This window comes from Paenibacillus sp. VTT E-133280, from assembly GCF_002264385.1.
GTDB classification, from domain to species: domain Bacteria; phylum Bacillota; class Bacilli; order Paenibacillales; family Paenibacillaceae; genus Paenibacillus_AQ; species Paenibacillus_AQ nitricinens.
Window position 1 is genome coordinate 20,749 of the sequence record NZ_NFUX01000019.1, and the last position, 26,436, is coordinate 47,184.

The 26,436-nt window shown below is 41.3% G+C and carries 23 protein-coding genes; 8 read left to right on the forward strand and 15 right to left on the reverse strand.

What is annotated here, in order from left to right; translation table 11 throughout:
* Positions 1-55: 55 nt before the first annotated feature.
* Both CA600_RS10855 and CA600_RS10860 read right to left on the reverse strand, forming a co-directional pair.
* Positions 56-853 (reverse strand): ABC transporter permease, encoded by a 798-nt coding sequence (locus tag CA600_RS10855; RefSeq protein WP_094870203.1) that lies wholly within the window; start codon positions 851-853, stop codon positions 56-58.
* A 3-nt stretch (positions 854-856) separates the two neighbouring features.
* Complete coding sequence (locus CA600_RS10860) at positions 857-1,768, reverse strand: ABC transporter ATP-binding protein (protein ID WP_094870204.1); 912 nt, start codon at positions 1,766-1,768, stop codon at positions 857-859.
* A 194-nt stretch (positions 1,769-1,962) separates the two neighbouring features.
* Here CA600_RS10860 and CA600_RS10865 point away from each other — a divergent pair, with 194 nt between their 5' ends.
* From CA600_RS10865 to CA600_RS10875, 3 genes are all read left to right on the forward strand, one after another.
* Positions 1,963-2,700 carry a LytR/AlgR family response regulator transcription factor gene (locus CA600_RS10865; RefSeq protein WP_094870205.1) on the forward strand — a complete coding sequence of 246 codons (738 nt, stop codon included), beginning with the start codon at positions 1,963-1,965 and terminating at the stop codon, positions 2,698-2,700.
* Complete coding sequence (locus tag CA600_RS10870) at positions 2,693-4,000, forward strand: ATP-binding protein (RefSeq protein WP_094870206.1); 1,308 nt, start codon at positions 2,693-2,695, stop codon at positions 3,998-4,000. Before CA600_RS10865 ends, CA600_RS10870 begins: the two co-directional genes overlap by 8 nt.
* A 292-nt stretch (positions 4,001-4,292) precedes the next feature.
* Complete coding sequence (locus tag CA600_RS10875; RefSeq protein WP_094870207.1) at positions 4,293-4,502, forward strand: hypothetical protein; 210 nt, start codon at positions 4,293-4,295, stop codon at positions 4,500-4,502.
* A gap of 25 nt (positions 4,503-4,527) precedes the next feature.
* On the opposite strand, the gene CA600_RS10880 is transcribed toward CA600_RS10875, so the two are convergent.
* The 5 genes from CA600_RS10880 to CA600_RS10900 form a co-directional block, all read right to left on the reverse strand.
* Entirely contained in the window at positions 4,528-5,007 is a 480-nt protein-coding gene (locus tag CA600_RS10880) for a DinB family protein (protein WP_094870208.1), read from the reverse strand.
* 44 nt (positions 5,008-5,051) lie between these two features.
* The gene (locus CA600_RS10885; protein ID WP_094870209.1) at positions 5,052-6,146 is read right to left on the reverse strand and encodes an LCP family protein; all 1,095 of its coding nucleotides are present in this window, start codon (positions 6,144-6,146) and stop codon (positions 5,052-5,054) included.
* Between the two features lie 239 nt (positions 6,147-6,385).
* Positions 6,386-6,613, reverse strand: a complete 228-nt coding sequence (locus CA600_RS10890; RefSeq protein ID WP_094870210.1) for a helix-turn-helix domain-containing protein — start codon at positions 6,611-6,613, stop codon at positions 6,386-6,388.
* Positions 6,614-6,734: 121 nt separating this feature from the next.
* A complete protein-coding gene (locus CA600_RS10895; protein WP_036685790.1) occupies positions 6,735-6,935 on the reverse strand; it encodes a cold-shock protein in 201 nt (66 codons plus the stop codon).
* Positions 6,936-7,219: 284 nt separating this feature from the next.
* Complete coding sequence (locus tag CA600_RS10900; RefSeq protein WP_094870211.1) at positions 7,220-9,328, reverse strand: methyl-accepting chemotaxis protein; 2,109 nt, start codon at positions 9,326-9,328, stop codon at positions 7,220-7,222.
* Positions 9,329-9,509: 181 nt separating this feature from the next.
* Between CA600_RS10900 and CA600_RS10905 the strand changes: the two genes are divergently transcribed.
* Positions 9,510-9,914, forward strand: coding sequence for a CBS domain-containing protein (locus tag CA600_RS10905; protein WP_042189973.1), 405 nt, complete (start codon positions 9,510-9,512; stop codon positions 9,912-9,914).
* An 81-nt stretch (positions 9,915-9,995) separates the two neighbouring features.
* Here the strand turns inward: CA600_RS10905 and map are convergent, their stop codons facing one another.
* The 6 genes from map to CA600_RS10935 form a co-directional block, all read right to left on the reverse strand.
* Positions 9,996-10,742, reverse strand: a complete 747-nt coding sequence (gene map / locus CA600_RS10910) for a type I methionyl aminopeptidase (protein WP_094870212.1) — start codon at positions 10,740-10,742, stop codon at positions 9,996-9,998.
* 341 nt (positions 10,743-11,083) lie between these two features.
* The gene (cysI, locus tag CA600_RS10915) at positions 11,084-12,808 is read right to left on the reverse strand and encodes an assimilatory sulfite reductase (NADPH) hemoprotein subunit (protein ID WP_094870213.1); all 1,725 of its coding nucleotides are present in this window, start codon (positions 12,806-12,808) and stop codon (positions 11,084-11,086) included.
* A 45-nt stretch (positions 12,809-12,853) separates the two neighbouring features.
* A complete protein-coding gene (locus tag CA600_RS10920) occupies positions 12,854-14,716 on the reverse strand; it encodes an assimilatory sulfite reductase (NADPH) flavoprotein subunit (protein WP_094870247.1) in 1,863 nt (620 codons plus the stop codon).
* Positions 14,717-14,974: 258 nt separating this feature from the next.
* Positions 14,975-18,235: an ATP-binding protein gene (locus CA600_RS10925; RefSeq protein ID WP_094870214.1), complete on the reverse strand. Its 3,261-nt coding sequence runs from the start codon at positions 18,233-18,235 to the stop codon at positions 14,975-14,977.
* Positions 18,219-18,593 (reverse strand): response regulator transcription factor, encoded by a 375-nt coding sequence (locus tag CA600_RS10930; RefSeq protein WP_094870215.1) that lies wholly within the window; start codon positions 18,591-18,593, stop codon positions 18,219-18,221. The genes CA600_RS10925 and CA600_RS10930 overlap by 17 nt, the downstream gene beginning before the upstream one ends.
* A 21-nt stretch (positions 18,594-18,614) precedes the next feature.
* Positions 18,615-20,246: a diguanylate cyclase gene (locus tag CA600_RS10935; RefSeq protein ID WP_094870216.1), complete on the reverse strand. Its 1,632-nt coding sequence runs from the start codon at positions 20,244-20,246 to the stop codon at positions 18,615-18,617.
* 217 nt (positions 20,247-20,463) lie between these two features.
* Here CA600_RS10935 and CA600_RS10940 point away from each other — a divergent pair, with 217 nt between their 5' ends.
* Together CA600_RS10940 and CA600_RS10945 are read left to right on the forward strand one after the other, a co-directional pair.
* Complete coding sequence (locus CA600_RS10940; RefSeq protein ID WP_042189980.1) at positions 20,464-20,733, forward strand: ACT domain-containing protein; 270 nt, start codon at positions 20,464-20,466, stop codon at positions 20,731-20,733.
* A gap of 13 nt (positions 20,734-20,746) precedes the next feature.
* A complete protein-coding gene (locus CA600_RS10945) occupies positions 20,747-22,102 on the forward strand; it encodes a PFL family protein (protein WP_256989813.1) in 1,356 nt (451 codons plus the stop codon).
* Between the two features lie 91 nt (positions 22,103-22,193).
* Here the strand turns inward: CA600_RS10945 and CA600_RS10950 are convergent, their stop codons facing one another.
* Positions 22,194-22,604: a hypothetical protein gene (locus tag CA600_RS10950; protein ID WP_256989811.1), complete on the reverse strand. Its 411-nt coding sequence runs from the start codon at positions 22,602-22,604 to the stop codon at positions 22,194-22,196.
* Between the two features lie 206 nt (positions 22,605-22,810).
* On the opposite strand from CA600_RS10950, the gene CA600_RS10955 reads away from it, so the two are divergent.
* Together CA600_RS10955 and CA600_RS10960 are read left to right on the forward strand one after the other, a co-directional pair.
* Entirely contained in the window at positions 22,811-23,848 is a 1,038-nt protein-coding gene (locus CA600_RS10955) for a glycosyltransferase family protein (RefSeq protein ID WP_179281589.1), read from the forward strand.
* Positions 23,849-23,861: 13 nt separating this feature from the next.
* On the forward strand, positions 23,862-24,935 hold the full coding sequence (locus CA600_RS10960) for a glycosyltransferase WbsX family protein (RefSeq protein ID WP_094870220.1): 1,074 nt from the start codon (positions 23,862-23,864) through the stop codon (positions 24,933-24,935).
* A gap of 28 nt (positions 24,936-24,963) precedes the next feature.
* On the opposite strand, the gene CA600_RS10965 is transcribed toward CA600_RS10960, so the two are convergent.
* Complete coding sequence (locus CA600_RS10965; RefSeq protein ID WP_094870221.1) at positions 24,964-26,427, reverse strand: MFS transporter; 1,464 nt, start codon at positions 26,425-26,427, stop codon at positions 24,964-24,966.
* Positions 26,428-26,436: the final 9 nt, after the last annotated feature.

The window sequence follows — 26,436 nt, forward strand, 5'->3', positions numbered from 1 at the left end:
TAACGATCGTTTTTGGTGATCTATTACCCCTGTCCATTTCAATTCCTCCTTTTATCTACGCGTGTATATCTCTTTTTCCAAACGAAATATAGGTGACAGACAAACTAATAGCTATAATAATCACAGGAATTAGCACCACTTCCATAAAGCTCTTTGCTCCTGTTAGGACTATATTTTGTGAATTAACGACGTAAATTCCGGAAAACTTCATAACTTGGGTCGTTAAAGCATGGTCTGAAATCCCCCTTAACCATGCGGAGGAAGCATCACGGAAATAACCGGATATCATGAAGTCGCCGAATATAATTAGAAAAGTTACAACCACCGCTGAAGCCGTTCTTTTAATAAGAATACCAACCATAATGATTAGAGCAGCATAAGCTGATAAATAAAGGACATTTAATCCCAGTACACGGGAAACCTGAATCAAGTCAGCAGAAAAATTACGATTACCGATGTCAGTCCCGATTATCAATGCAGCTATCATATAAGCGAGATAAAACACTACTGTAAATTGTAAAATCCACCATATAATAATTTTAAAAACAGAAAGGTATTTCCCCGTGATATAGATAAACCTACTTTGTCCGGAAGCCAGAATAACTTTGATAGATCCATATTCAAATCCTTCGGTTGCAAAAAAACATACGTAAACTGGAATAATAAAATAAAAAAATAAAGATAAAGGTGTCACAATCGTTAAGGGTTCCGCAAGATTACCGATTTCAAAACCAGCTTTACCCCCAATCCAGATTGCTAATACCAGACTTGCTATAAGGAACAGAAGAGAAATTCCCTTAAACATGATATCCCTTCTTATAAAGTAAGACTCAGCTTTCAGAAAATCCCTCATTGCTCATTCTCCTATCAGATCCATATAATAATGCTCAAGATTCGCTGTGGACAGGTTGATTCCTTCAAGTGGAATTCCATTTCTAATTAACGTTGACATTAACTGTTCAAGATCTGTCAAATCCTTGGGAACCAATATTTCTCCGGCCTCTGACAATGTGATCGAATGAATATTAAGATCGTTCTTAAGCACGTTTATTGCTGCAGCTATTTCAACGGTCTTAATACAAATTTGCGCTTCGGCTGATTGCAAGAGTTCTTCCACAGAGACTTCCTTAATGAACTGCCCTTTATGAATAAACCCGAATTTGGTAGCTAACAATTGGAGCTCGCTCAAAATATGGCTGGAAATCAAGAGGGTAACCCCTTTTTCATGTGCCAGCTTAGCCAATAATTTCCTCATCTCTACAATCCCTGTAGGATCAAGCCCATTAATCGGTTCATCCAAAACTAAAAATTCCGGTTCGTTGAGAAGGGAGATGGCCAGCCCTAATCGTTGACGCATGCCCAGAGAATATTCCGTAGTATTTTTGTTTTCAACATCCGTTAGTCCCACTAAATTCAGCACATCTTTAATTCTCTTGAAATCCGTAATACCATGAATCTTGCAATAAAAGCTTAAATTCTCTTCAGCATTCATATGGGGGTAGAGGGCAGGTAGCTCTATTAAAACCCCCATTTTTTTTCTGACTCGTGCGAGGTCCTTCTCATTACTTTTACCCATCAATTGGATAGTCCCTTTTGTAGGATAAACTAATCCACTAATTATTTTCATAAGTGTGGTTTTACCTGCTCCATTCTCACCTACAAAGCCATAGATATCACCCTGTTTAATCTTCATATTTATATTTTGAAGCGCATTTGCACTGCCATACTGTTTAGTTAATCCCTCAGCTTCAAAGATTGTTGTATTCATTTTTCAACTCCTCCATACCGTCTGCTACTAATTGATATTAAATTAGCATGTTTACTAGAATTACTAATCGTTATGGTAAAAAACACGGGAATAAATGTAACTTTCGCCACTTCCAAGTGATCCCTAAAAGGATAAAGGTTGATTATACTCCCATATAATGTATTATTATTTATAACACAGGAGGGGAATTTCACATGATACATATTGCTATTTGTGATGATGATTTCAAGGCAACAGAATATATGGAGAGATTGATCCTTAACCATCCCATTCAGCAGACCGTAAAGATAGAGGTATCCATATTCTATTCTGGTGAAAGTTTCACGAAAGCCATACAACATGGTTGTCCATTTGATCTTATTTTTATGGATATAGAAATGAAGGGAATAAGCGGAATAACAGCGGGTCATATATTACGGAGAGATTGTGATAATGATAGGGTTCGGTTGATTTACGTATCGAGCCACGAAGAGTATCATGTTCAACTATTTGACGTTCAACCTTCCGGTTTTATAAAGAAGCCTATACATAACGAGTCTTTTGAAAAAAAACTACTCTCTATGATTCAGCAAATAAAGGTCAAGCGTCAGCAAAATCAACCAAAATTACTACCTGTACACCAAAGTGGAACTAAACTACTGATTCCAATCCGTAATATTATGTACTTGGCAAGTGATCGCCGAAAAATCATTTTGCAAACAACGGAAGATCAAACGGAATATTACAGTACTTTATCTATAGAAGAAGGAAAGCTACCTTCGAAGCAGTTTGTGCGGATTCATCAATCGTATCTTGTGAATTTCGATTACATAAAACAAATTCAGGGCAAAAAAATTGTATTAACGAGTGGGGAAGAACTTCCGATTAGCGATAAGCAAAGCACCGTAGTGAAAAAGAGTTATTTGCAATTCAGGGGGAGTCTGCTTGAATAATATTCTACTGGATGAGCTGTTCTATGCCCTCACACTGGCAGCTCTCCCATTTATCATTCATTATTTCTATGATCATTGTTTCCCACGGCTTTGGGAATCCAAAGTAATCCTTTATTCCGTATACACTGCTTATTATATTTTCGTACTCCTCCTTCATAACAGCCCACTTCCAGGCTTATGGATGCTAGGGCTTAATATAGTGGGGATCGTTCTATTGTCCTTTTTGTATAAAGGAAAAATACAATGGCGTATTGGTGCTGCTTTATTTATAGTCGCACTGATTATTCTTTCAGATGCAGCAACTGCACCTGTGTATACGACAAGCGGATACATCTTTACCTTGTTTTTGTCTAAGATTCTGATGTTTATACTGGTACAGATCACGCTTCGTTTTACCAAAGCTTTTGGAGAGGGCAGTCTAAGCAGTTGGTATTGGATCGGGTTGTTCTGCTTTCCGTTTATCAGTATTCTCAGTATTGCAAAATTATCGGGCGAGCTGTCATTGCGGGAATATCCGGCGTTGTATCCGGCCTTGTCCGGAGGAATGCTGTTGATCAACTTCCTGATCATTCTTTTGTGTGATCGTGTATTAACCATACAATCGGCACAGAATAAAAACTACTTGTTGGAACAGCAGAACACCTACTATATGAACCAGTATCTGCTCACGAAAGAAAGGCAGCAAGAAGTCTTTACGTTTCAACATGATTTCAGGAATATCTTGCTCGGCCTGAGGTCTCAATTACAAGCTGGGGAAAAAGAAGCCGGACTGAATGATGTAGATAAGCTTCTTGAAGTAATAGAACTCTCTTCAGGTGAAAGTAATACCGGCTCCATCCTAATCGACTCTATCATTAATTACAAGTCGCAATTTGCCAAAAAGCTGGGTATCTCCTTTCAAACGGATATTAAGATTCCACCTCAGCTTGACCTAGATGCTTATGCATTTAGCATTATTCTAGGGAACACCCTTGATAATGCTATAGAAGCATGCAAGCATCCAGGTGTGACTCAGCCTTATATTAAGTTCCAACTTCATTATCATAAGGGTACTTTATTTATCAGAATACAGAATCCATATCAGCATTCCATACGTACGAATCATTTCGGAGAATTAGCCACAACAAAACGAGACAAGCATTTTCATGGTATCGGTCTAAAAAGCGTAAAGAATGCGGTAGAAGAAATCGGCGGAATATGGGATATTACCTATGAAAACCAAATTTTCCAAGTGGAAATTTGTCTTTTTAACATTGAGATCTTATCAGTTGCAGAAACTGAGCAAAAATGCACCTCCTAGAAAGACATCGGGCCCAGAAGGTTTTCCAATGTTTATTCTAAGGGGTGCATTTCAGTCACAAGTACATCTATTATTTTACTTACGGTTCGATTGTAAATTTAGACGAAAACGAAATACTGCATCTTCACCGTACCACATAGGGAAATTCGTACCCCAGATATTATGGTCTTATAAGCCCGATGGTAATGATCGTATGCCGTTAGTCTAAATATTTCGAATGGGACATCTTGTTCTCAAAATAGAATGAATAGTGGATTTATTTTGAAACATTTTCAAATAGGAGGCCAACGGTTTGAAAAATAAAGAATCATTTGTATTCGTCACAATCCCACTATCCGAGATCAAGAAATTCATTCTTATTGATTTTGTAGCTGGATCGGTCATTTATTTCGCTATAAAGTTTCCCTTACATTCTTTTATAGCCGCCTATGCTGGCAGCATGTTCGGTCCAATACTTATTCGCCAATCCATGAAAATGGTTCAGAATCGCGCTAAAGCTTAAGCCATAAGGAGACAACAATTCATCTCTACTCGATGCAGTTTAGAAATTGTTCAATCTGTTTTTTATGATGCTTATCATGTGGGATAAAACTTCTCAAATACTTGCGAACACTGAACTTCTTGTGGTCTCCATCCTTATATTCCAATTCGCATTCTTCATCCGTTAATCCAGAGACTGCATCTAAAATTCTAGATCTGTAGAGCACAAATTGTTCAATCAAGGTCTGCTTGGATAACAATTTGGCATACTCCCTCGCGTTAGCATTAAATTCGTTAAAATCCAAATGTTTCGTTGTTAATGGTTCTTTCAAAATAATCTGCTTAATAGCACCTTCATAGAAATATTTATCCCATAGCATGAGGTGACAGAGAATATCCTTCACGGTCCATTTACCAGTAGCTATGGGCTTATCCCAATGTTTATCTGGCACCTCTTCTAATGATTTCACGAATGGAATAAGAGACTTAAATTCGAGTATCATTTGCTCCTTTGATTTTAATGCCATAGAAGCTAACCTCCGTGTGAATATAAAATAGAATAGCAAAAATATTATGCAGCAGCATCATCCTTAGAAGCAGTGATTAAATCAGCCTCAGTAGAGTCTGGGTTCAGCCAAATCTCAATCATATCATGAGTACGCTTTACATCATTTTCATCGAGTATATAATACCATTGATCCGTATGTCTTCCTTCCCCTTGGAGCATATGACTCGTTATTTCAGGGGTTCCACCTTCAAGAATTACCTTCTTAGCCAAATCCAAAATAAAATCTGACTTCATATTCGTTTTAAAGTTACTGCCAGCAATTTCGATAATGTTCTGTATATTAAGAATATTATCTATTCTTTTCATCCGATCAAGCGCTGCTTTCAAGAAAATCCGCTGTCTCTCTGTTCTCTTAAAATCAGAATCTTCCCGATATCTTACATACATTAAAGCTTCCTTACCGGAATAGATCGGTTTGTTCGGCTCAATTCTTAGTTTCTCATGATCGGGACTCTTATTCTCTATCACCTTGGTGATTGGAAGCACCACTCCTCCAAGAGCATCTGTAACACCCACAAGCCCATTAAAATTAATCGTAGCATAGTAATCAATTGGCGCATTCAAAAGATTCTTAACGGTATCCACACTCATTTGAGGACCTCCGTAGGAATGTGCCGCATTAATCTTGGTTTCTTTTCTTGCTCCTTTGATATTTTCTGCTCCAATAATTTCTGTATAGGAATCACGGGGAATGGAGACGAGCAGTGCTTTATGGTCTTCAGGTCGAATAACTGTATAAATAATGGAATCAGAAAGCCCGTTTTCTTTGCCACGCTGATCGGTGCCTAGTAGAAGGAGAGAAAAAGGACGGTCTTTATTTTCTATCGTTGGTTGTAATCCTGGTTCTCCGCTGTCTTCTAATGGCACATAGGAGTCCTTAAGGGTGTGTTCAATCGTTGGGGCTACAACATTATTAAACCCAAAAATCATTAATTCTTTACGGAAAATAAAAGATCCCAGTCCAATAATAAGTACGATAGCCATCGAAAAGTACCAAATTTTCATTTTTTTACTGATTTTATTTTTTTTCACTTTCTTTTTCTCGATTCTGCTTAAAGTAAATGAAGCAGATGGATGAGTGCTCTGTTTATTTTTCATTTGGATGAATTACCCTTTCTGTTTATGCGACTTCTCACCATTAATGAACATCACCTTTTATTCCACACAATTACGTTTAAACTTCTATTACTGTTTATGCCTACCCCATTACCTAAATATCCCATAATTATAGACGATCATTGGATCGATAAGTTTCTTTTTATAAGAAATTTTTGAGGCAAAAAAAAAAAAGACCACATCCTATGAAGGATGGGTCTGCAAAGTTTATTGAGAATACATTAGGTTTTGTTCAGGATCGTATCGATTTCACTTTTCAGTATAAGATACCTGACAACACTTCTCATAATTGGGACTTTGGTTAACTTATGCTGGTCTACATAGCTTTTCATTTGATCTTTAGACAGACCAAGTAAACTACCGGCTTCAGACACAGTCAATACTTCCTTGTTGCTTGTAGCGTTAAAGGTTTTCTTCACTTTTAAATTCCAGTCTTCAAACACCTGCACTTACATCCGCCACCTTTCAACTAAGCGAGAAATATAAGACATATAGTATTGTGTGAAACTTATAATTTCTTATATTTAAAAAAATCCCCAAACTATAAGTTTGGGGATTTTTTTCACAACTTTAGAGTTTTACAACATTCTCAGCTTGTTGACCACGATTGCCTTGAACTACGTTAAATTCTACACGTTGTCCTTCATCCAAAGACTTGAATCCGTCACCAGTGATTGCGCTGAAATGTACGAATACGTCTTCTCCACCTTCAACCTCGATAAAACCAAAGCCTTTGTCCGCGTTAAACCATTTCACTGTTCCTGTTTGCATAATATAATTACCACCTTTTTTTAATTTACATGTTATTCTTATCCCAAAAAAATCTCTTACAAAATCTCTAAAAAAATAAAAATTCACATATGGTACAAGGTTATTGTCATCTTAAGAATAACCCTCTACGCTATGTGAATTAGCAGGTAACTACTTTCGATATATTGATTATAGCACATCCGATGCCATCTAGATACCTTTTAGATTATGTAAGAAATGGAAAAACCCTGATCCTTTAGAAAAGAACCGGGTTTCCCACTTACAATTACAACATCTCAATTATTTTAAATCTTAAAATAAGACAATTTATCCAGCAAATCTTGCACCATTGAGCTGAGGGATTCCGTCGAGGCAGTTATCTCTTCCATAGAAGCAAGCTGCTCCTCTGACGCTGCTGCTACACTTTGTGAATCTGCGGAAGCTTCCGATGCAAGATCGGCTAATACTTTGACACTAGCTGAAATCTCCTCTGTACCAGCGGTCATCTGCTGTGCGGCTGCAGATACCTCCTGAATCTGATCTGTAACCTGTGTCATTTCAGCAAGAATCGATGTAAACAAAAGATCACTGTCAGATACACCCTGCACACCGATACGTACTTGTTCATTACCAACGGCCATAGCCTGTGAGGCTTTATTAGTATCTTGGACAACATGTTCGACTAATTCAGTAACTTGTTCGGCAGCTTGTTTCGTTTGATCCGCCAACATCCGTATTTCCGAAGCTACTACAGCAAATCCACGACCTTGTTCACCCACTCTGGATGCTTCAATCGCTGCGTTTAATGCCAATAGATTAGTCTGTTTACTGATACTCGAGATCAGACCAATAATCCCACTAATCTGTACAGATCTTTCACCTAGTCGTTCAATCGCCAGACTGGTCTCGTCCACGGATTGCTTAAGCTCTGTCATCTGGTTCACCGCCATTTGAAGCTGTGCACTGCCTCTCTTCGTTTGATCGGTTACTTCATCGGCAGATGCAGACACCGCTGATGAAGAGTCAGCGATACGTTGCACTCCAACGCTAAGATCGCTCATGGCCAGAGAAGATTCTCCTGCATAACCATTCTGCAGTTGCGCTCCCTCGGCGACTCGTCCAATAGCCACAGCAATCTGTTCAGCAGCTTTCCCTGTCTGTTCAGCGTTCGCTGTCAACTCTTCAGAAGTAGCACCCACTGACATCGACAAGTCAGCTACAAGTCCAAACATTTCTCGAAGCTTATGTGTCATCTGATTAAAATGCGTAGCCATCTTGCCGAATTCATCATTATTTCGAACCTGCAAGGTTTGGGTTAAATCCCCTTGAGACATAAGCTGCAATTTCTCAGATAACATTCGAAGCGGTTTGATCACCATCAACCATAGTTGAAAGCCTACAACTAGTCCTAAAATCGTCATCCCAACTAACATGATAATAAAAGATTCTGTTTTGGCTTGTTCGAAGTCCGCCATAATTGTAGATTTAGGAATGGCTGTCTGGGTATACCATACCTGTTCACTTTTTGGCATTTGGATTGGAACAAAAATTCGGAGCACAGTTTCTCCTTTGGAATTATTGGTATACCCCTGTACACTCTTCCCGTTCTTCACTTGTCTCCACAATGCAGCTTTCTCTTCCGTATCCCCAAAATCTTTAAGTACACTCTGTGGATCATTAGGATTCGCTACATATTTCCCATCATTTGAAATAAGAGCAACATAACCTCCCATAGGTCTATAATTAACCGCTTTTGCCTGAAGCTCTGCTAGCGAGATATCAAATCCCACAGTCCCAAGAAAAGTACCCGAATTGGTTACAATGGGCTGTATAATCGAAATCATCTGCATAGACCCAACAGTTGTCTCATAAGAATACGGTTCAAGATAGATCGGTTTCTTATTTTTTTTAGGTATAAGGTAGTAATCTCCGGTGCCTTCTACTTCGTAATTTTTCGAAGCTTCAATCGTAATTGAACCCTCATTTTTAACAACATAAGGAACAAAACGCCCTGTGTTGTCGTCGTACGGCATTTTATTTATATTAGCCTGATCCTTTTGATCGAAGGCATTCGGCTCCCATAATGTGCTAATACCCAAAATTTCAGGTCTGTTCTCAAGCATAGCCTTCATTGTAGAGATAACATCCTCACGACTTAAGGTCTGATGTTCTCTTGATTCCAGCAACACTTCTGCGAATACCTTAGTTGTTGACTCCATGTCTATCATAGTATTCTGGATGGATTCCGCATAACTTCGTCCGGCAACCTCCGCTTGAAGTTCACCATTCGAAATACTCACATTACGCAGATTTTGCAGATTTGCAACTAAACTAAAGAAAAAGATAACAATGATAACTAAACTTACTACCAGAACAAATTTAACCGTTAAAGAAAGCCTACGATACAACGCCATCTGAACAACTCCACTCTAGGATAATATACCTTATCTTTAATCGACAAAATGCGACTGTCATTTAATAGGTCTTTTTACCTATAATTAAATAATAAAATTTAAAACACCTATCTCTTCAAAAAGTATGTTTAAATAAAAGTAGCCTAACTAAAAAAATCTCAATACAAAGGAGTTCATGCCGATGGAAATATCCTCTTTTTTGTTGCCTAAAGATCAAGTTGCCTATATCACTAACTCACTATCCATGCTGGAAGCCTTAGAACAATTAGAGCAGCACCATTATACGGCTATCCCTATTATTGATAATGAAGGAAAATATGTAGGAACACTTTCGGAAGGTGATCTATTGTGGAAGCTGAAAAACACAGCAGGTCTAACTTTTGACAATATAGGAGAAGTTCCAGTAAGCGATATCCAGAAGCATGTCCATAACGAGAGCGTTCTCATAAATGCCGAAATGGAGGATATGTTGACGCTCGCCGCAGATCAGAATTTTGTTCCTGTGATTGATAAAGAAGGCGTGTTTGTCGGAATTATTCGTCGAAAAGATATCATTGAATACTATACTCGCAACATTACTGATTAATTGATTAGTTGAACAACAAATAGACCTGATCAGCAACATCATGAGAAGATGAAGCTAATCAGGTCTATTTTCTACCCTAAATTATAGTTCAGTCAGGATAATCGTTCCTTGAGGGGTGATAGCTAATGTATGTTCATACTGTGCTGACAGACCGCCGTCAATGGTACGTGCAGTCCAACCATCGGCATCAATCTTTGTTCTATAGCTGCCTGTGTTCAGCATCGGCTCAATGGTAAATACCATCCCCTCTTTAAGACGGGGTCCTCTGCCAGCCGGACCATAGTGAGGTACCTCTGGTGCTTCATGCATTTCTGAACCAATCCCATGGCCAATAAAATCACGCACAACAGAAAAACCATTAGACTCTGCGTAAACTTGAATAGCATGAGCAACATCCCCGATACGGTTGCCTGCAACTGCCTGCTCGATCCCTCGGAATAAAGATTCTTTTGTGGTGTCTAGTAATTTGGTCGCCTGCTCACTAATGTTGCCAATCCCATATGACCAAGCGGAATCTGCCAACCAGCCCTCTAAGTTAACTACCATGTCTATGGTTACTATATCTCCATCTTTAAGTGGTTCCTTCTTCGGAAAGCCATGGCAGATTACATCATTTACAGATGCACAGGTTGCGTACGGATATCCGTTATATCCCTTTTGCTCAGGAGTCGCTCCTTGAGACAGTATAAATTTTTCTGCAAATTCATCAATCTCCCAGGTGGTAATTCCCGGCTGTAGAATTTGCGCAATTTGACGATGACATTCAGCGAGAATTTTTCCCGCCGCACGCATTTTTTCGATCTCTTCCATCGTTTTCATGATAATCATAATATCGCCTCTTCTGTACAGAACACATCACTCTCGGGCAATGGCTCTTCTTTTGTATTTAGTTTCCCCTTTATATTATGAAAGAAAAACACGAGAAATCCAAATCATTATGCAAAAAAATATATTTTTCATACACATTCTAAAAGGAATCCCTTTTTCTAATGAAAATATTAGATCATCTGAGTCCGATAGCATCTTATCCGTCCCACTCAATCTAACTTAGCTCCAATCCACTCGACAACGAGCAACCGTTAAAGTTTAAAACCAAAAAATCAACTAACAAAGAGGTGCCCCAGCAGCCATAATGTAGGCTCCGGGACACCCCTTCAATCTATATTAGATTAGTCATGAAAATTAAGACCTGAGGTAACCGCCTTTACATAACCTGTACGGATTACGAAATCTCCAAAATGCTCACTATGCAGACGTTCTTTCGAATAATGATGAAGAATCGGCTCCAGTGTCTCCAGAATTTCTTTTTCATCTATGTTTTCTTTATACATTTTGTTCAAGCGATCTCCCGTAAAACCTGCTCCCAAGTACATATTATATCTGCCTGGACCTTTACCAATAAACGAGATTTCGCCTAGTGCCGGTCTTGCACACCCATTAGGACAACCTGTCATCCGGATCACGATTTCCTCCTCACGGAGACCAGCTTCATCAAGGACAAGCTCTAGCTTATCAATCAACGAAGGCAAATAACGTTCCGCTTCAGCCATTGCAAGTCCGCAGGTTGGTAGTGCCACACAAGACATTGAACTGCGTCGTAGCGCAGATAGATGAGCTCCATCTGTAAGTCCATGTTGTTTAGCCAGCTCAGCCACTTTTCGCTTTTTGGCAGTGGTTACGTTAGCAATCGTTAAATTCTGATTCGGCGTAAGCCGGAAATCCCCGGTATGAATCTTGGCAATTTCCCGCAGTCCAGTCATCAATGTGTACCCTTCTTGGTCATGAATCCGTCCGCTTTGGATATAAAGCGTCAAATTCCATTTTCCATTGGTACCCTTCACCCAGCCATAGCGGTCTCCATTGTGATCGAAATGGTAATCACGTGCCGCCTCAAGCTGCCATCCGAGTCTTTCATGCAGCTCACCGACAAACCATTCCAAACCGTGGCGGTCAATCGTATACTTGAACCGTGCATTTTTGCGGACAGAACGATTTCCATAGTCCCGCTGAATCGTTACTGTCTTCTCCGCTACATCGATCAATTGATCAGGACGGCAAAAACCAATGATACGGCCAAGCTGAGGATACGTGCTGGTATCGCCATGCGTCATTCCCATACCGCCGCCTACAGAAACGTTGAACCCTACCAGCTTATCATTCTCAAGAATAGCGATGAAGCCTAGATCCTGCGAGAACACATCTACGTCATTTGAAGGGGGTACCGCAAGACCAATCTTGAATTTACGCGGTAAATATACCGGACCATAGATCGGTTCAACTTCTGCACGATCTCCTAAACTATCCACTACCTTTTCACCGTCTAGCCAAATTTCATGGTAAGCGGGAGTTCGTGGGGATAGATGGTCACTAACTTTGCGCGCCCATTCATAGACTTCTGCATGCACCTCAGATTGATAAGGATTCGGATTGCTCATTACGTTACGGTTAACATCCCCACAAGCTGCAAGGGTCGTCATTAGCGTATCATTGATGCTCCGAATGGTCTTCTTTAAGTTCCATTTAAGCACACCATGCATTTGAAATGCCTGTCTTGTAGTTAGACGTAAGGTTCCGTTACCATACTTCTGTGCCAGATCATCCATCACCAGCCATTGTTCCGGTGTAGCTACACCACCAGGGGCAACTACGCGAAGCATAAACTGGAATGCCGGCTCCAGCTTCTGACGTTCCCGTTCATTGCGTAAATCTCTGTCATCCTGCATATAGCTTCCGTGAAATTTTAGCAGCCGATTATCATCTTCAGGTAGACCACCCGTAATCGGATTGCTTAGTGTCTCAACCAATGCACCCCGCAGATAGTTACTCTCCGACTTAATATGCTCTACATCACTAGGAGGCCCGCCGATCGGCTTAACCTTCTCATTGTTTGCCATTGTTGTTATCTCCCCCCGAAGTCATTCGATAACTCCATCTATCCATTAATAGACATCACGCTGGTAACGCTGCGTCTGTTGCATATCTTCCAGATAAGCCGCTGCCGCTTCAGGGCTCAGTCCACCCTCACTCTGAATCACTGTAAGCAGGGCAGAATGAACATCATGCGCCATGTACTTCTCGTCACCGCAAACGTAGATATGAGCACCTTCTTGCAGCCATTCATAAACCTCACGACTCTTTTGCAAAATACGATGTTGTACATATACTTTCTCTTCGGTATCACGTGAGAAGGCTACATCCAGCTTACTTAGAACGCCATCCTTTAGCATTCTCTGCCAATCAGTCTGATAGAGGAAATCTGTTACAAAATGCCGATCCCCATAGAACAGCCAAGATTTCCCTTCCGCTCCCAGCTCTCCACGTTCCTCTAAGAAAGAGCGGAATGGCGCAACACCTGTGCCCGGTCCAATCATGATGATCGGTGCATCCGGATTAGTAGGCAGCTTAAAGTTAGGATTATGCTGAATGTAAATAGGCAATGTATCCCCCGGTTCTACTCTTTCTGCGCAATGCACTGAGCAGACACCGTAACGTGCTCTACCGTGAGCCTCATAACGTACAGCTCTGACGGTTAGATGAACCTCATCCGGGTTTGCTTTATAACTGCTAGCGATAGAATATAGGCGTGCAGGAAGCTTCCGCAAAATCGTCACAAAACTGCTGGCTGGACCTTCCCACGGTGAGAAGTCCTGGATCAAATCGAGTAGATCGCGTCCTTGAATATACGCTTTAAGCTCCGAAGCACGATCTGGAGCTAATAACTCACTCAGCTTGTTTGAAGCAGACAGCTTTGCCGCTTGCTCCAGCAAAGGTTTGGTCAATACAGTGATTTCATAATGATGCAGAAGTGCCTCACGTAAGGCTCCTTCATCACCTTTCTTATTAAACGGAACCTTATCATTAGGATTCCAGCCCATAGTATGAATAATAGCGTCCACCAGTTCGGGATGATTCTCTGGATATACTCCCAGTGCATCCCCTGGTTCAAACTGTATATTAGAGCCTTCAAGCGATAGTTCCAAATGGCGAGTCTCCCGGTCCGAGCCGCGTCCGTTCAAATCCAGATTCTCCAGTACCTCTGCTTTAAAAGGATTATTCCGAGTATATAGAGGTTCTTGTGACTCTGCGTCCTCTGCGGCTTGAACTGCTTTTGCAGCAATGGCTGGAGCATTTAAATTTACATTTAATGCACCAATCACACCTTCAAACCATTCGGCAACGGAATCGTCATAATCGAGATCACAATCTACACGTGGACTTAGGCGCTTACCACCAAGTTCTTCTAACCTCTGATCGAACTCTTTACCCGTCTGACAGAAAAATTCATAAGAGGTGTCTCCCAGAGCCAGAACTGAAAACCGCAGGTTCTCTAATTGAGGTGCTCTTTTGCTGTAGAGGAACTCATGGAACATCCGTGCATTATCTGGTGGATCACCCTCGCCATGCGTACTGACCAGCAGCAGCAGGTTCTCTACCTTCTTAAGCGCATTAGGCTTAAAGCTGTTCATCGCGGTGAGCGTCACCTGAAATCCTTGCTCTTCCAGCTTGCGGGACAAGCTCCCCGCCAGTCGCTGGCAATTCCCTGTTTGTGAACCAAATAAAATGGTTACTTCACGTGATGCAGCAGGTTGACTCGTAGCGGCAGCGCCGACCTCTGCGGTCCCGACCGTGTTTGATGGCGCTTGAAGTTCAGCACCCACTGGCGCTGCTGCCGCAGTACGCCCAATTGCAGATAAATATCCGCTAAGCCATATTTGCTGTGTCTCCGTTAAGGTTGGTAGAAGACGATTGAGAAGCTCGACTTGGTTCTCGTTAAAGGGACTGTTCGTTACCTGTAGTTGCAACAATATCCACCTCTCCTAAACATGAAATCTGGTTAATATCCGTACCTCTATCTGAGCCTTTTTTAGAACCTCATAAAATCAGGCTATCACAATAATTGTAAACGATCAATCCAGTCATTTTTACCTAATTAATGGTATTTATTGAAAAAGTATCTATAAAGTACATAAAAACCGATCAAAACAGTATGATTTAAGCTGTTTTGATCGGTTTCATTATAAAAAGTGATACTATTTATAAAATATTGTGATAAATAAAAACTATAAATCCTTCTTACTTTCGGGAAATAATACCTCGCCTGCCCCTGTCTTTATCTTCACAATCTCTTCAAGCGTATTCGATAACTCACCAGGCGGATAAGGCTTGGTTAAATACTTCTGTATCACATCATTCAATTGGTTCTTATCGGATTGATCCAGAGCGGAAGAGATTACAATCGGAATATTCTCTGTTCTCGAATCCTCTTTTAGCATTCGGATCAGATCCCATCCGTCCAATTCTTCTCCCAGCATCAAATCAACCACGATCGCAACAAATGGTGTTTTCAAGGCATGGTCAAAAGCTTCCTTCGGATGATAATGATGAGTTACCCTGAAGCCCTTTCCTTTCAACTCCTCGGATAAAAGCAAAGAAAGGCTGTAATCATCTTCAACGATCATTACATTAGGCTTAAGCTCTTTATCTGCATTCCATTTATTTAGCTCATCCTGCTGTCGGCTTGTGTCCCCATGGAGGATGGGGAGGCTAAACCAAACCGTTGTCCCCTCTCCCTCTACGGAATCAATACCGATGGTTCCCTTTTGTTTCTCAATAATTTCTTTACAGATGGCAAGACCAAGACCTGTTCCGCCAATTCTTTTGGAGGCACTATTATCCACTCTTCTGAATTTTTGAAATAGCTGGCCTATTTGATCCTTAGGAATCCCGAGACCGTTATCTTGAATACGCACAATAATCTGGTCTGGCTCATTATGCAACAGCACTTTGACTTCATTGTTAGTAGGCGAGAACTTGATCGCATTACTTAACAGATTCGTTAGAACTTGAACAATCTTATCCTTGTCCACATCTACTTCCGCATTTAGAGCCTCATCCACCAGAAGCACATGATGTGTGCTGCTAAGCTTATATTGATCGATAACCCCTAGTACAATTTCACTGAGATTCACATGCTCCGTAATATACTGCTGCTTTCCTGACTCCATTCTCTGCAGATCCAGAAAATCATTAATGAGCTCAGTCAACCGCTTCGCTTCTTTATGAATCGTCTCCAGATACTTCAGCTGCTTCTCCGGCTTCATGGTTTTGGACAATAGCAATTCCGTGAATCCTAGTACACTCGACAATGGCGTTCTCAGCTCATGGCTTACTGTACTAACAAGATCGGATTTCATAAGATCCAGCTCGTACTCCCTAGTGATATCTCTGTATACGAACAATGTACCAATCCGGAGCTCACGTCGGAATACAGGAATCGCATAAACATCAATATGCTTCTTGGATTCCGTTCCAATGGAGTATTGCATACTGCTTGACTCCAGAGCATCCTCAGAAATTGCTTGTTCAAAAAACGACCCAAGTTCTTGGTTCTCATTCGAGCGTTCGATGAAATAATCCATCCATTCTTGTCTAGGGATCAAGGTACCTTCGTTCCATTCATAATTCACTATGCTGCAGAGCGCCTTATTCATCTGCAGCATCATGCCATCAGTATTCACGAACTGAATGCCTTCATTTACGTTATTGACGATATCTCGATTCAGCTTCCGTCCATGTTCAATCTCTTCATACATAAACAAACGTTCAATCGCCAGAGCTACGCGGTTCATCATCCCTTGAACCTCATTAATCTCTTCTTTGCTGAAGGAATGTCCAATCCGGGTTCCGCAAAATACAGCTAGAATCTCATCTTCTGCATTCACAACAGTCGTGTAGAAGTCATAACAGTAGACCTCATCCGAAGAGATTCCCTGTTCCGATTGCGTAGCTAAACGCTTAATCAGATAGGTCTTTTCAGTCTTTAAACGATATAACATTTCATTGTTCTCACTATCGAGATAACGCTCAACATTTTCCTGAGGAATCCCTTTAACAGCTGCAATCTTATCTTTTACTAGCAAGAAGAAGCTTGAATCAAAGGAATACAGATGATGCATAAATTCAATAAACTTATCTGCAAATTCATGTTTATCTAACGTGTAGGTAATATCATGATTCAGCTGGTTGTTTAGCTCAAGCATCTTTTTAGTCTGTTCCGTATTTTTCAGCGTCTCAGCAAGCTCTTGCTGCACGCTCTTCATAGAGTTAATATCGTTCGCAATAAGGATGTACTGATAAATTACACCCTCTTCATTCAAGTATGGCACAATCGTCAGATGCAGCCAGATCGGCAATCCGTCTTTGGCTACAATCTGAAGCTCATTGCTCCATACTCCGCCCGTACTTAATTTATTGCTGATTTTTTGGAATTCTTCAGGAGACACATTATAAAGTTCAAAAAGTCTATATGTATAGCCGATAATCTCCGATTTCTTATAGCGGGTATATTCACTTAAGTTCTCATTGGCGTAAGTAAACACACCTTTAGCGGTAAGGATACCGACGGCAGATGACTGATCGAGCGCTTTCATCATGCTCTCAATTTCACTGAGTGAACGTTGCAGCCTATACTGCTGATCCTGAAGCTCATCCTGCTGAGCGTGCAGCTCTTCATTCTGCATCATCAACTCTTCTTCTTTGTCCTGAATACTTCTGGCCATATTTAGAAAAGCATTATAAAGTCGGCCAATTTCATCTTGATGCTTAAGCTTGCCCAGAAGAATTTCCTCACCGGCAGCCAGTGAATGCGTTGCCCCTTCCAGCTTCAGAATAGGGTCAATGAGGTTCTTTAGAATCCGCCAGATCATAAAGGTAAAGAACAACAGAATAATCGCGCTTATAAAAAATGCGATAAAGGTAAATTCATTTGCCTGTTTAATATAATCCATAGCCATAGTATTTAAGGCTTCATCCGAGCGTTTTTTGTACTCTTCCGTATAGCCAAGAAAATCATTCACTGATTTAGTGGTACCATCTGCGGACAGAGCACGCAAAGCCACATAGTCATCTGCCTCAACTAGCCGAATCGCTTCAGGTAACGTTTTATTTTTATACTGGACATAAAAGGCCTTTAGACCATCTCTGAACAAAGCTTCTTCGGGAGATAGATTGAGATTGGAATAGGTATCCAGAATCTTATCAAAGTTAATTAGTCCTACATTCAGGAGCTTTAATTCGTTATCACTTTTAAGAGCGCTGAATCCCCTGGCACGGAAAAACACCTCATTTAAAGCACTCGCCAAATCGGTAATCGTATCCGCCTTATTTTGCAGAATTTCTCGGTCTCTACTTAATTTGTTCTGTTCATCGTTAATGAAAAAGAAAAATACCGAGCCCATAAGGATGATTAAAGCGAAAACAAGCGCAATGATACGAAAATACCTATTTCTGATACTGTGATTAGCGTTACTTCTCTTCGTCACTTAGGATCCCCTCCACAATCTGCAAGAGTTCCATCGGACTAAAGGGTTTGGGCATAAAATAACGTGCTCCTGCTTCAACAGCGCGAAGTCGATCCACATCTTGAGCCTTGGCCGTCAACATTAATATAGCTGTAGTTTTCTTCTTCTCCTCATCCAGTTGCTGAAGCACTTCAATCCCTGTCATTTCCGGCATCATATAATCCAGAATCACCAGATCATAAGGATCCGTTGACAGCTTAGATAGCGCCTCCAACCCATTCTCCGCTGTGTGAATCTCAACATTCTCCAAATCTTCCAATGTATCCTCGATTAACATCCGTAATACTTCTTCATCATCCACTACCATTATTTTTTGCATATTCGCACAATTCCCTTCGTGTTAGAACAAGAATCTATGAGCCAACCGTTCCATTCGGGACAACAGCTCAGGCATATGAACAGGTTTTACTACATAATCATCGGCACCCATCTGCAGGGCATGTACAATATCCGCCTGATTATTTCTCCCTGTCAGCATGATCACTAATATATTCACTTCCGGATATATCTTGCGAATTCTTTCCAGAACTTCAACACCATCAAGATCCGGCATCACACCATCCAGTAGAATAATATATTTCTCATCTATGGAATACCAATCCGACTGCAAGAAATCCAGCCCATTCGCAAAACTGCTGATATTCACCTCAGCAATATCCTCCGGCTCCCAAGTATCAATCTGATGAGTCACTATTTTTCGAATTAACGCATCATCATCCACAACAATTACATTTAGAACCGAATGCTTTTTAGTCGACGATAAATGGTCCGTGTAGAGTGTAGTCTGATTCCTTCCGGCATCTTTGCTGGCATAGAGAGCCTGGTCTGCTTCCTCTACAATTTTATCGGCAATATTCTCAGCTTCTGTTACCTCTGATATCCCACTCGAGAAGGTCACATGAAAGACTTCATTCTTCGCAAAAAAGTCGGTGGCAGCAAATCGCTCCTGAATACGGTTTATTACTGTCAATGCAGAACTCGCATCCGTATTTGGCAGGAACACAGCAAACTCTTCTCCACCGAAGCGGCAAAAGGTATCTTCCATACGAATCGAACCCTTTACAAGCTCAGACAAGGACTGTAATACCTCATCTCCGATTAGATGACCGTATGTATCATTAATCTTTTTGAAATAGTCCAGATCAATCAGCGCTAAAGAAAACACCCGTTCCGTACGCTTAAAATCGCAAATCAGCTGTTTCATCACTTGATTAAAGTGTTTTCGATTGAACGCACCCGTCAATTCATCCACAATGATGGATTCCTGCCACTCCCGCTTTAACTCAAAGCGGTTTTTAATTAATGCCAGAAATAAATCAATATCTACAGGCTTCGATAAAAAATCCATCACCCCCAGCCTATACGCATGCAATTGCGTCGCTTTGGAGGACTCCCCACTTATAATGATGATTGGAATACGTTCTTTTTTGGCTTTGCCGATAATTTGATTCAAGACCTCAATCCCGCTGATATCCGGCAAAAGAATATCCAGAAGAATTAGATCCGGTTTACTTTCATAAAAAATCTTGAGACCTCGTTCAGCGGATAAGGCAATGCTTACATAATAGTTCTGCTTCTCCAATGATTCTTTTAAATAAGCCACTAATTCTACATCATCATCAATAAGTAAAATATCATTATGTGGGAGCGCATCATCAGTTCCTTTTTTGTCTAACGTCTTAACTGAACCTAGAGAAACCGATGGATCTTGGTTAAACAGTGGAATAAGCGGATACAAATAATCGCCCCACTCTTCAAAAGACCAGCTCTTAAGGCTACTTTCCATGAAATAGGGCAACGTTGCATCGGCAAACTGTTCAACTTCTTGTAACCCCACTGTTCCTGCCGTACCTTTCAAATTATGCAAAAAACGATAAATGTCCTTCTCGTTAACTTCCGACAGTTCCGACCAGTCCTGGAGGGTTTGTTTGGTCCGCTCTTCAACCATATCTTTATATTTTTGTGTAGTCATATTTACTCCTTCAGAGTATCGTATCAATCTCTCACTTCATCATATTTTTCATATACTGTCAATCGAATTTTCTTTAAATTCACAGGACTTTATATAAAAATGATCAAACTGACAAAAAACCTTTGGTTGAAGCTTGCTTCAGCATTTGTAATAATGATTGGAATGGTTCATTCCGTTTACACGGCGTAATCACCATATACAAAGGGAGGCTGTATTTATGAAGGGGATTATTACTGTATTAGGAAAAGACAAAGTAGGGATTATCGCCAAGGTATGTACATATCTGGCCGAGCACAATTTGAACATTCTGGATATTTCTCAGACGATTGTACAAGATTATTTCAATATGATGATGATTGTAGACATTTCTGGCGCGACTAAAGCATTTGAGGATATTGTTGAGGATTTGCATTTGATCGGAGAAGCGATCGGCGTGGAAATCAAGCTTCAGCATGAGGATATTTTTAATATTATGCACCGCATTTAGGAGGATGACCATGATATCACTGGTGGAAGTACAAGAAACGAATAAAATGATCCGTGAAATGAATCTGGATGTACGTACCATAACGATGGGAATCAGCCTCATGGATTGTGCGCATACAGATATGAGAACTTTTAACCAAAACGTATACGACAAAATCACTAGATCCGCTGAGAAGCTCGTCAAAACAGGTGAAGATCTGGAAAGACAATTCGGTGTACCCATTGTTAATAAACGGATTTCTGTGACCCCTATTGCTATTGCTGCTGGCGCCGTGAAGACGGATACGTATGTGCCTGTAGCGGAAATTTTGGACAAGGCTGCCAAAGAAGTTGGCGTTAACTTTATTGGTGGCTTCTCTGCGCTTGTGCAAAAAGGGTGCACCAAAGGTGACCGTATTCTAATCGACAGCATCCCAGAAGCACTAGCAGTTACTGAAAGAGTCTGTTCATCCGTCAATGTCGGCTCTTCCAGAAGTGGAATCAATATGGATGCTGTGAAATTAATGGGTGATATCATTATTCAAACTGCGGAACGCACCAAGGATCGGGATTCCATCGGCTGTGCTAAGCTGGTTGTCTTCTGTAATGCTGTCGAGGACAATCCTTTTATGGCTGGAGCCTTTCATGGGGTTGGTGAACGGGAATGTGTCATCAACGTTGGTGTCAGTGGCCCAGGTGTAATCAAGCGTGCATTAGAGGAAGTAAAGGGGCAGGACTTCGAAACCTTATGTGAAACGATCAAACGGACTGCGTTTAAAGTTACGCGTGTGGGACAACTAGTTGCGCAGGAAGCATCGAAACGGATGAACGTGCCTTTTGGGATTATCGATTTATCTCTGGCTCCAACACCAGAAATTGGGGATTCCATTGCAGAGATCTTTCAAGTCATGGGTCTGGAAGAAGCTGGCGCACCAGGAACAACAGCCGCTCTGGCGATTCTAAATGACAATGTTAAAAAAGGTGGCGTTATGGCCTCCTCCTATGTTGGCGGACTCAGTGGAGCCTTTATTCCGGTTAGTGAAGATCACGGAATGATTCAAGCCGTACAGCGTGGTGCTCTTACGCTCGAAAAGCTAGAAGCCATGACCTGTGTATGTTCTGTAGGACTGGACATGATTGCTATTCCGGGAAGTACCACCAAAGAGACGATCTCTGGCATCATCGCCGATGAAGCTGCTATCGGAATGGTCAATAACAAAACAACCGCTGTTCGCGTCATTCCTGTTATTGGCAAGGATGTAGGCGAAATTGTAGAATTTGGCGGCCTCCTTGGATATGCGCCTGTCATGGCTGTTAACGGCTTTAATTGCGCCAATTTCGTTAACCGAGGTGGACGAATTCCTGCTCCAATTCACAGCTTTAAGAATTAATAGAAACCTCAAACAGCAAGTCCCTATTTGTACCTAGGCGACTTGCTGTTTTTTTATTGTTCATAGCCTGAAGATGTTAATGTTATCATATTTAAGCCCGCTGGATCCCAATATTAGGTGTTCCCCCGGTCAAATCGATAAATAATACATAGTCATTTCCATCCGTGCCTTTCAGCACGAGTCCTGTCTGACTTGCAACTCCCATAGCGAAATATCTGACTTCTTGAAGGCTCGTAGGGGCTGAAACTGGTGACAAAGCCTGATTCACCGCGATCAAACGGGTCGCAGTTTTGATGGTGCCTGCACCGCTAATTTCACCGGTAACCCCCAAATGACCGAGCAGGGACTGACTGCCGTTCACCTGAAGGCTTCCCATAATGGTCTGACTACCATTTAATTGCAAGTCTAAATCGATAGTCTCATTCCCGTTGACATGCAGATCATTTTGAATGGTCTGACTTCCTGTAACAAGAATATTATCGAAGGTTGGCAAGACGATCATCCCTTTCAGGTTTTATAGTATATCTTATGTTAGACAAGACAATCCGGTCATAGATAGATATACATCTTTTACTAAATCCGCTTTTTCCTTCAAGATTCAGATTAATGGTCTTATACCTAAAGTCAAATGAACCCCCTACACATATAATGATTAGCAAGACTAGGTGCTAGAGCGAACGACTGGCTCCAATGAATACAGGAGGAATTATGAAGAAGACAGCTACTAGGCTCACTCCTCAATTGCCCTCAACTCACGAAGTCTCCATCAGCCAAGTTCATCAATCGCAACACCATAATCTCATTCTCGAGAACTCTTATAGAACGGAATCCATAACACGGGAACTAAAACAATTAAGAGTATTGCTTCTGATCCCCTCAGAGATAAGTGAAAAAATGCCTAATGTACGACTTTTTAAAGATCAGCTAAGGCATCTGGTCAAAGAAGTGCTTGCCATTAAGCTACATCATAATCTGGAAGAATATTTAGCCCAGTATCAGCCTGATCTGATATTGGCCTTGGGATCAGAGTCCCTGTTCCCTGAGGAGAATATTCCTGCCCTCAAAGCTTATAACGCTCCTAAGGCCGTATGGATGGCAGACACGACCTGCCTTACCCGAACAGAACGTAATCTAGCGCTATTATTCGATTATATTTTCACACAGAACATAGCTAATCTAATCTATTATCAAGGTTTACGGGAGAAACATTCTAGCTACCTCCCTTATGCTCCAGATACAGACCTCTATTACCCAAGACGTGTAGAGAAATGTTACCACAGTGACGTACTCATTCTCGGCCATTTTCAAATGAATAATGTTCTGGACACCCTAGCTCATTCAGAACTACTTCATGGCCTCAAGATAATGACCATTGGTAGCGGGTGGGAGCCCACCAAAAATTTCATAGACATCACCTACGATAAAGCAGAAATGTCTAACTATTATAATGGAGCAAGGATCGTCATCAATTGCACAGGTTCTGTGCAGCAAATTATGGAGGTCTCTGCTTGCGGCGTATTTCAGTTCGTGGAAGATCATCCCCATCTTCAAAGTTACCCCATTGCAGAAGAAAGTCTTATTCGTTTCCAGAACTTTAAAGAGCTCTCTGAGAGCTTCAGGTACTATATTGCTCATAGTGATGAAAGGAGAAGTTCGGCCTCTCGTGCTCTAAAGGAAGTAAAGTACAATTATTCCTATCTTCAGCAGGGAAAGCTGCTGCTCAAAAAAATATTCACGGAGCCATAGGGGGTGATCTGACTTGAAATGCATCGCTTTTGTATTGCCTCAATTTCATCAGATAACAGAGAACGATTCCTGGTGGGGAGAGGGATTTACAGAATGGACAAATGTCAGGAAGGCTACAGCCCTTTATCCTGAACATGATCAACCGAAAAAACCATTAAATAATAACTACTACGATTTAACGGACCCTAAAGTGAAACAATGGCAGGCTGAAACTGCAAAAGCTCATGGCATTTACGGGTTTTGTTATTATCACTATTGGTTCAATGGCAGGCGACTTCTGGAACAACCGGTTCAGCAGATTCTTGCCAGCAAAGAGCCTGACTTCCCCTTTTGTCTGTCTTGGGCTAACGAACCTTGGACACGAAGCTGGGATGGCACTGAAGAAGATGTCTTGATGCCACAGGAATATGGAGAAGAACGGGATTGGCGAATGCATTTTTATACTTTACTCGAGGCTTTCCAAGATGAACGATATATTTGCGTAGACGGCAAACCAGTATTTATTATCTATAGATCCTCCAGCATCCCTCGGTGTGATGAAATGCTTCAATGTTGGCGTGATTTAGCTCAGCAAAACGGACTTAAGGGCCTTCATCTTGTCCGGACACTGGGCGGATTCCCCCTAATGACAGAGCACGGGTTCGACGCCAGTCTAGAATTCGAGCCTCACTACACATTCGCACATGGCGGTGTAAAGCACTTATGGAGTTCCAAGCAGGTGGAGGATCAAAAGCATATTGTCATTGATTATGATGAATTATGGGAATCTATGTTAGAACGGACACCTCATAGAGATGGGGAAATTATATATCCGGGAGCATTTGTCAACTGGGATAATACACCACGTAAAGGTGCTGCCGGACAAAGTACTTTAGGTGCAAATCCTCACAAATTCGGTCAATATCTGTCTCGACAAATTGAGAGGACCAAGAAGATGTTCAAAAGTGATTTTATTTATATTAACGCTTGGAACGAGTGGGCTGAGGGTGCCTATTTAGAACCGGATGATCAGTATCGGTATCAATACTTGCAAGCCGTTAAGAAAGCCCTTCAATCTCCTCACAAAGAAGATCCTTCCACGCCGTAGCGTCAGAAGGATCTTCTTCTTTTATTCCTTATGATCTTTCCGAAGTCTGCACTCTGGCGCTCCTTGCACTTATCATTCTCCAACCCGTTAGCAGTGCAGCCACAAAGCATATGGATGCCGAAGTCATGAACACTACATGCATCCCACTGATAAATAACTCTGGTCTACCTGGAACTAAACCTGTTACCCGATAACCAGCTTCACTGCTCATCACATGAAAGAGAATCGTAGTAGCTATCGTAATACCGACGACCATCCCCACATTACGAACTAACGAATTGACGCTGCCCGCAGAACCAAGCTGAGTCCTAGGCACCTTAGACATCACAAGTGAATTGTTCGGCGATTGAAATAGACCACTACCGATTCCTAACATAGCAATCCACACGCCTACCAGCACAACAGAGCTTCCTTCATGAAGCTCTGCTAATCCAAACTGAGCAATAACCATGACTACCAGCCCTGCAAAAGTTAGGAATTCAGACCCGATTTTATCCGATAAAGCTCCGCTTATTGGTGCTACGACAACCATACATATCGGTAACAGCATCAACAGGAATCCCGCTTCAAAGGGCGATAGATTCAGCATATTCTGTGCATAAAATGGCGCGATGATATTAAAGCAGAAGTTCGCTGTAAACACGAGAAACCCACATAAAATACTTAATGAAAACAACGGATTCTTAAATAATGACAATTGTAGTAACGGTTCTTTCCGGCGAAGCTCCGTCCATAAGAAAGCAATGAAGCTGACTATAGCTACGATTAAAGCCGTCACAATTAAGCTATCGCCATAACCGAGCTGCTGTCCCAATAAAAGCCCTGCGAACAAACTTATGATAAAAATAGCGAAGAGTAAACTACCTGGAACGTCTATTGTAGATTTCGTCCTAGTTAAATCCTTAGGCAGTACCTTCCAGCCTAACAGAATAGCGATCACTCCAATAGGAATGTTCACCCAAAAGATATACTCCCAGCCTAATGTCGAAACCATAATCCCACCTAAGCTAGGGCCAGCTATACTTCCCAGAGACACGAATGTACCTATGAAACCAAGCGCTTTACCCCGCTCATTGGCAGGAAAGATATCCGTAACGATTCCCTGGCTATTCGCCATGGTCATCGAAGCTCCAATAGCCTGAATGACGCGTGAAGCAAGTAATGCCGGTAAACTTAAACTGAATCCACACAGCATCGAACCAATAACAAAAACAATCGTCCCTATCTTAAAGATTCGAATCTTCCCAACAATATCTCCAAGCTTCCCGAAGAAAAGAATCGCAGCACATATCGCCATCAAATAACCTGTGGTTACCCATTCGATTTGTGCCATAGGCAGCTTCAATTGTTTCGATAATTCTGGCAGAGCGATGTTGACGATACTGCCATCCAGTGTGGACATGAAGGTGAAAATATTCAGTACAATTAAAATCATCCAGCGTTTCTTCTGAATTTCCTTGTCTTCCTGATAGGTTGCGCTAATAGAACTCATAAACTAACA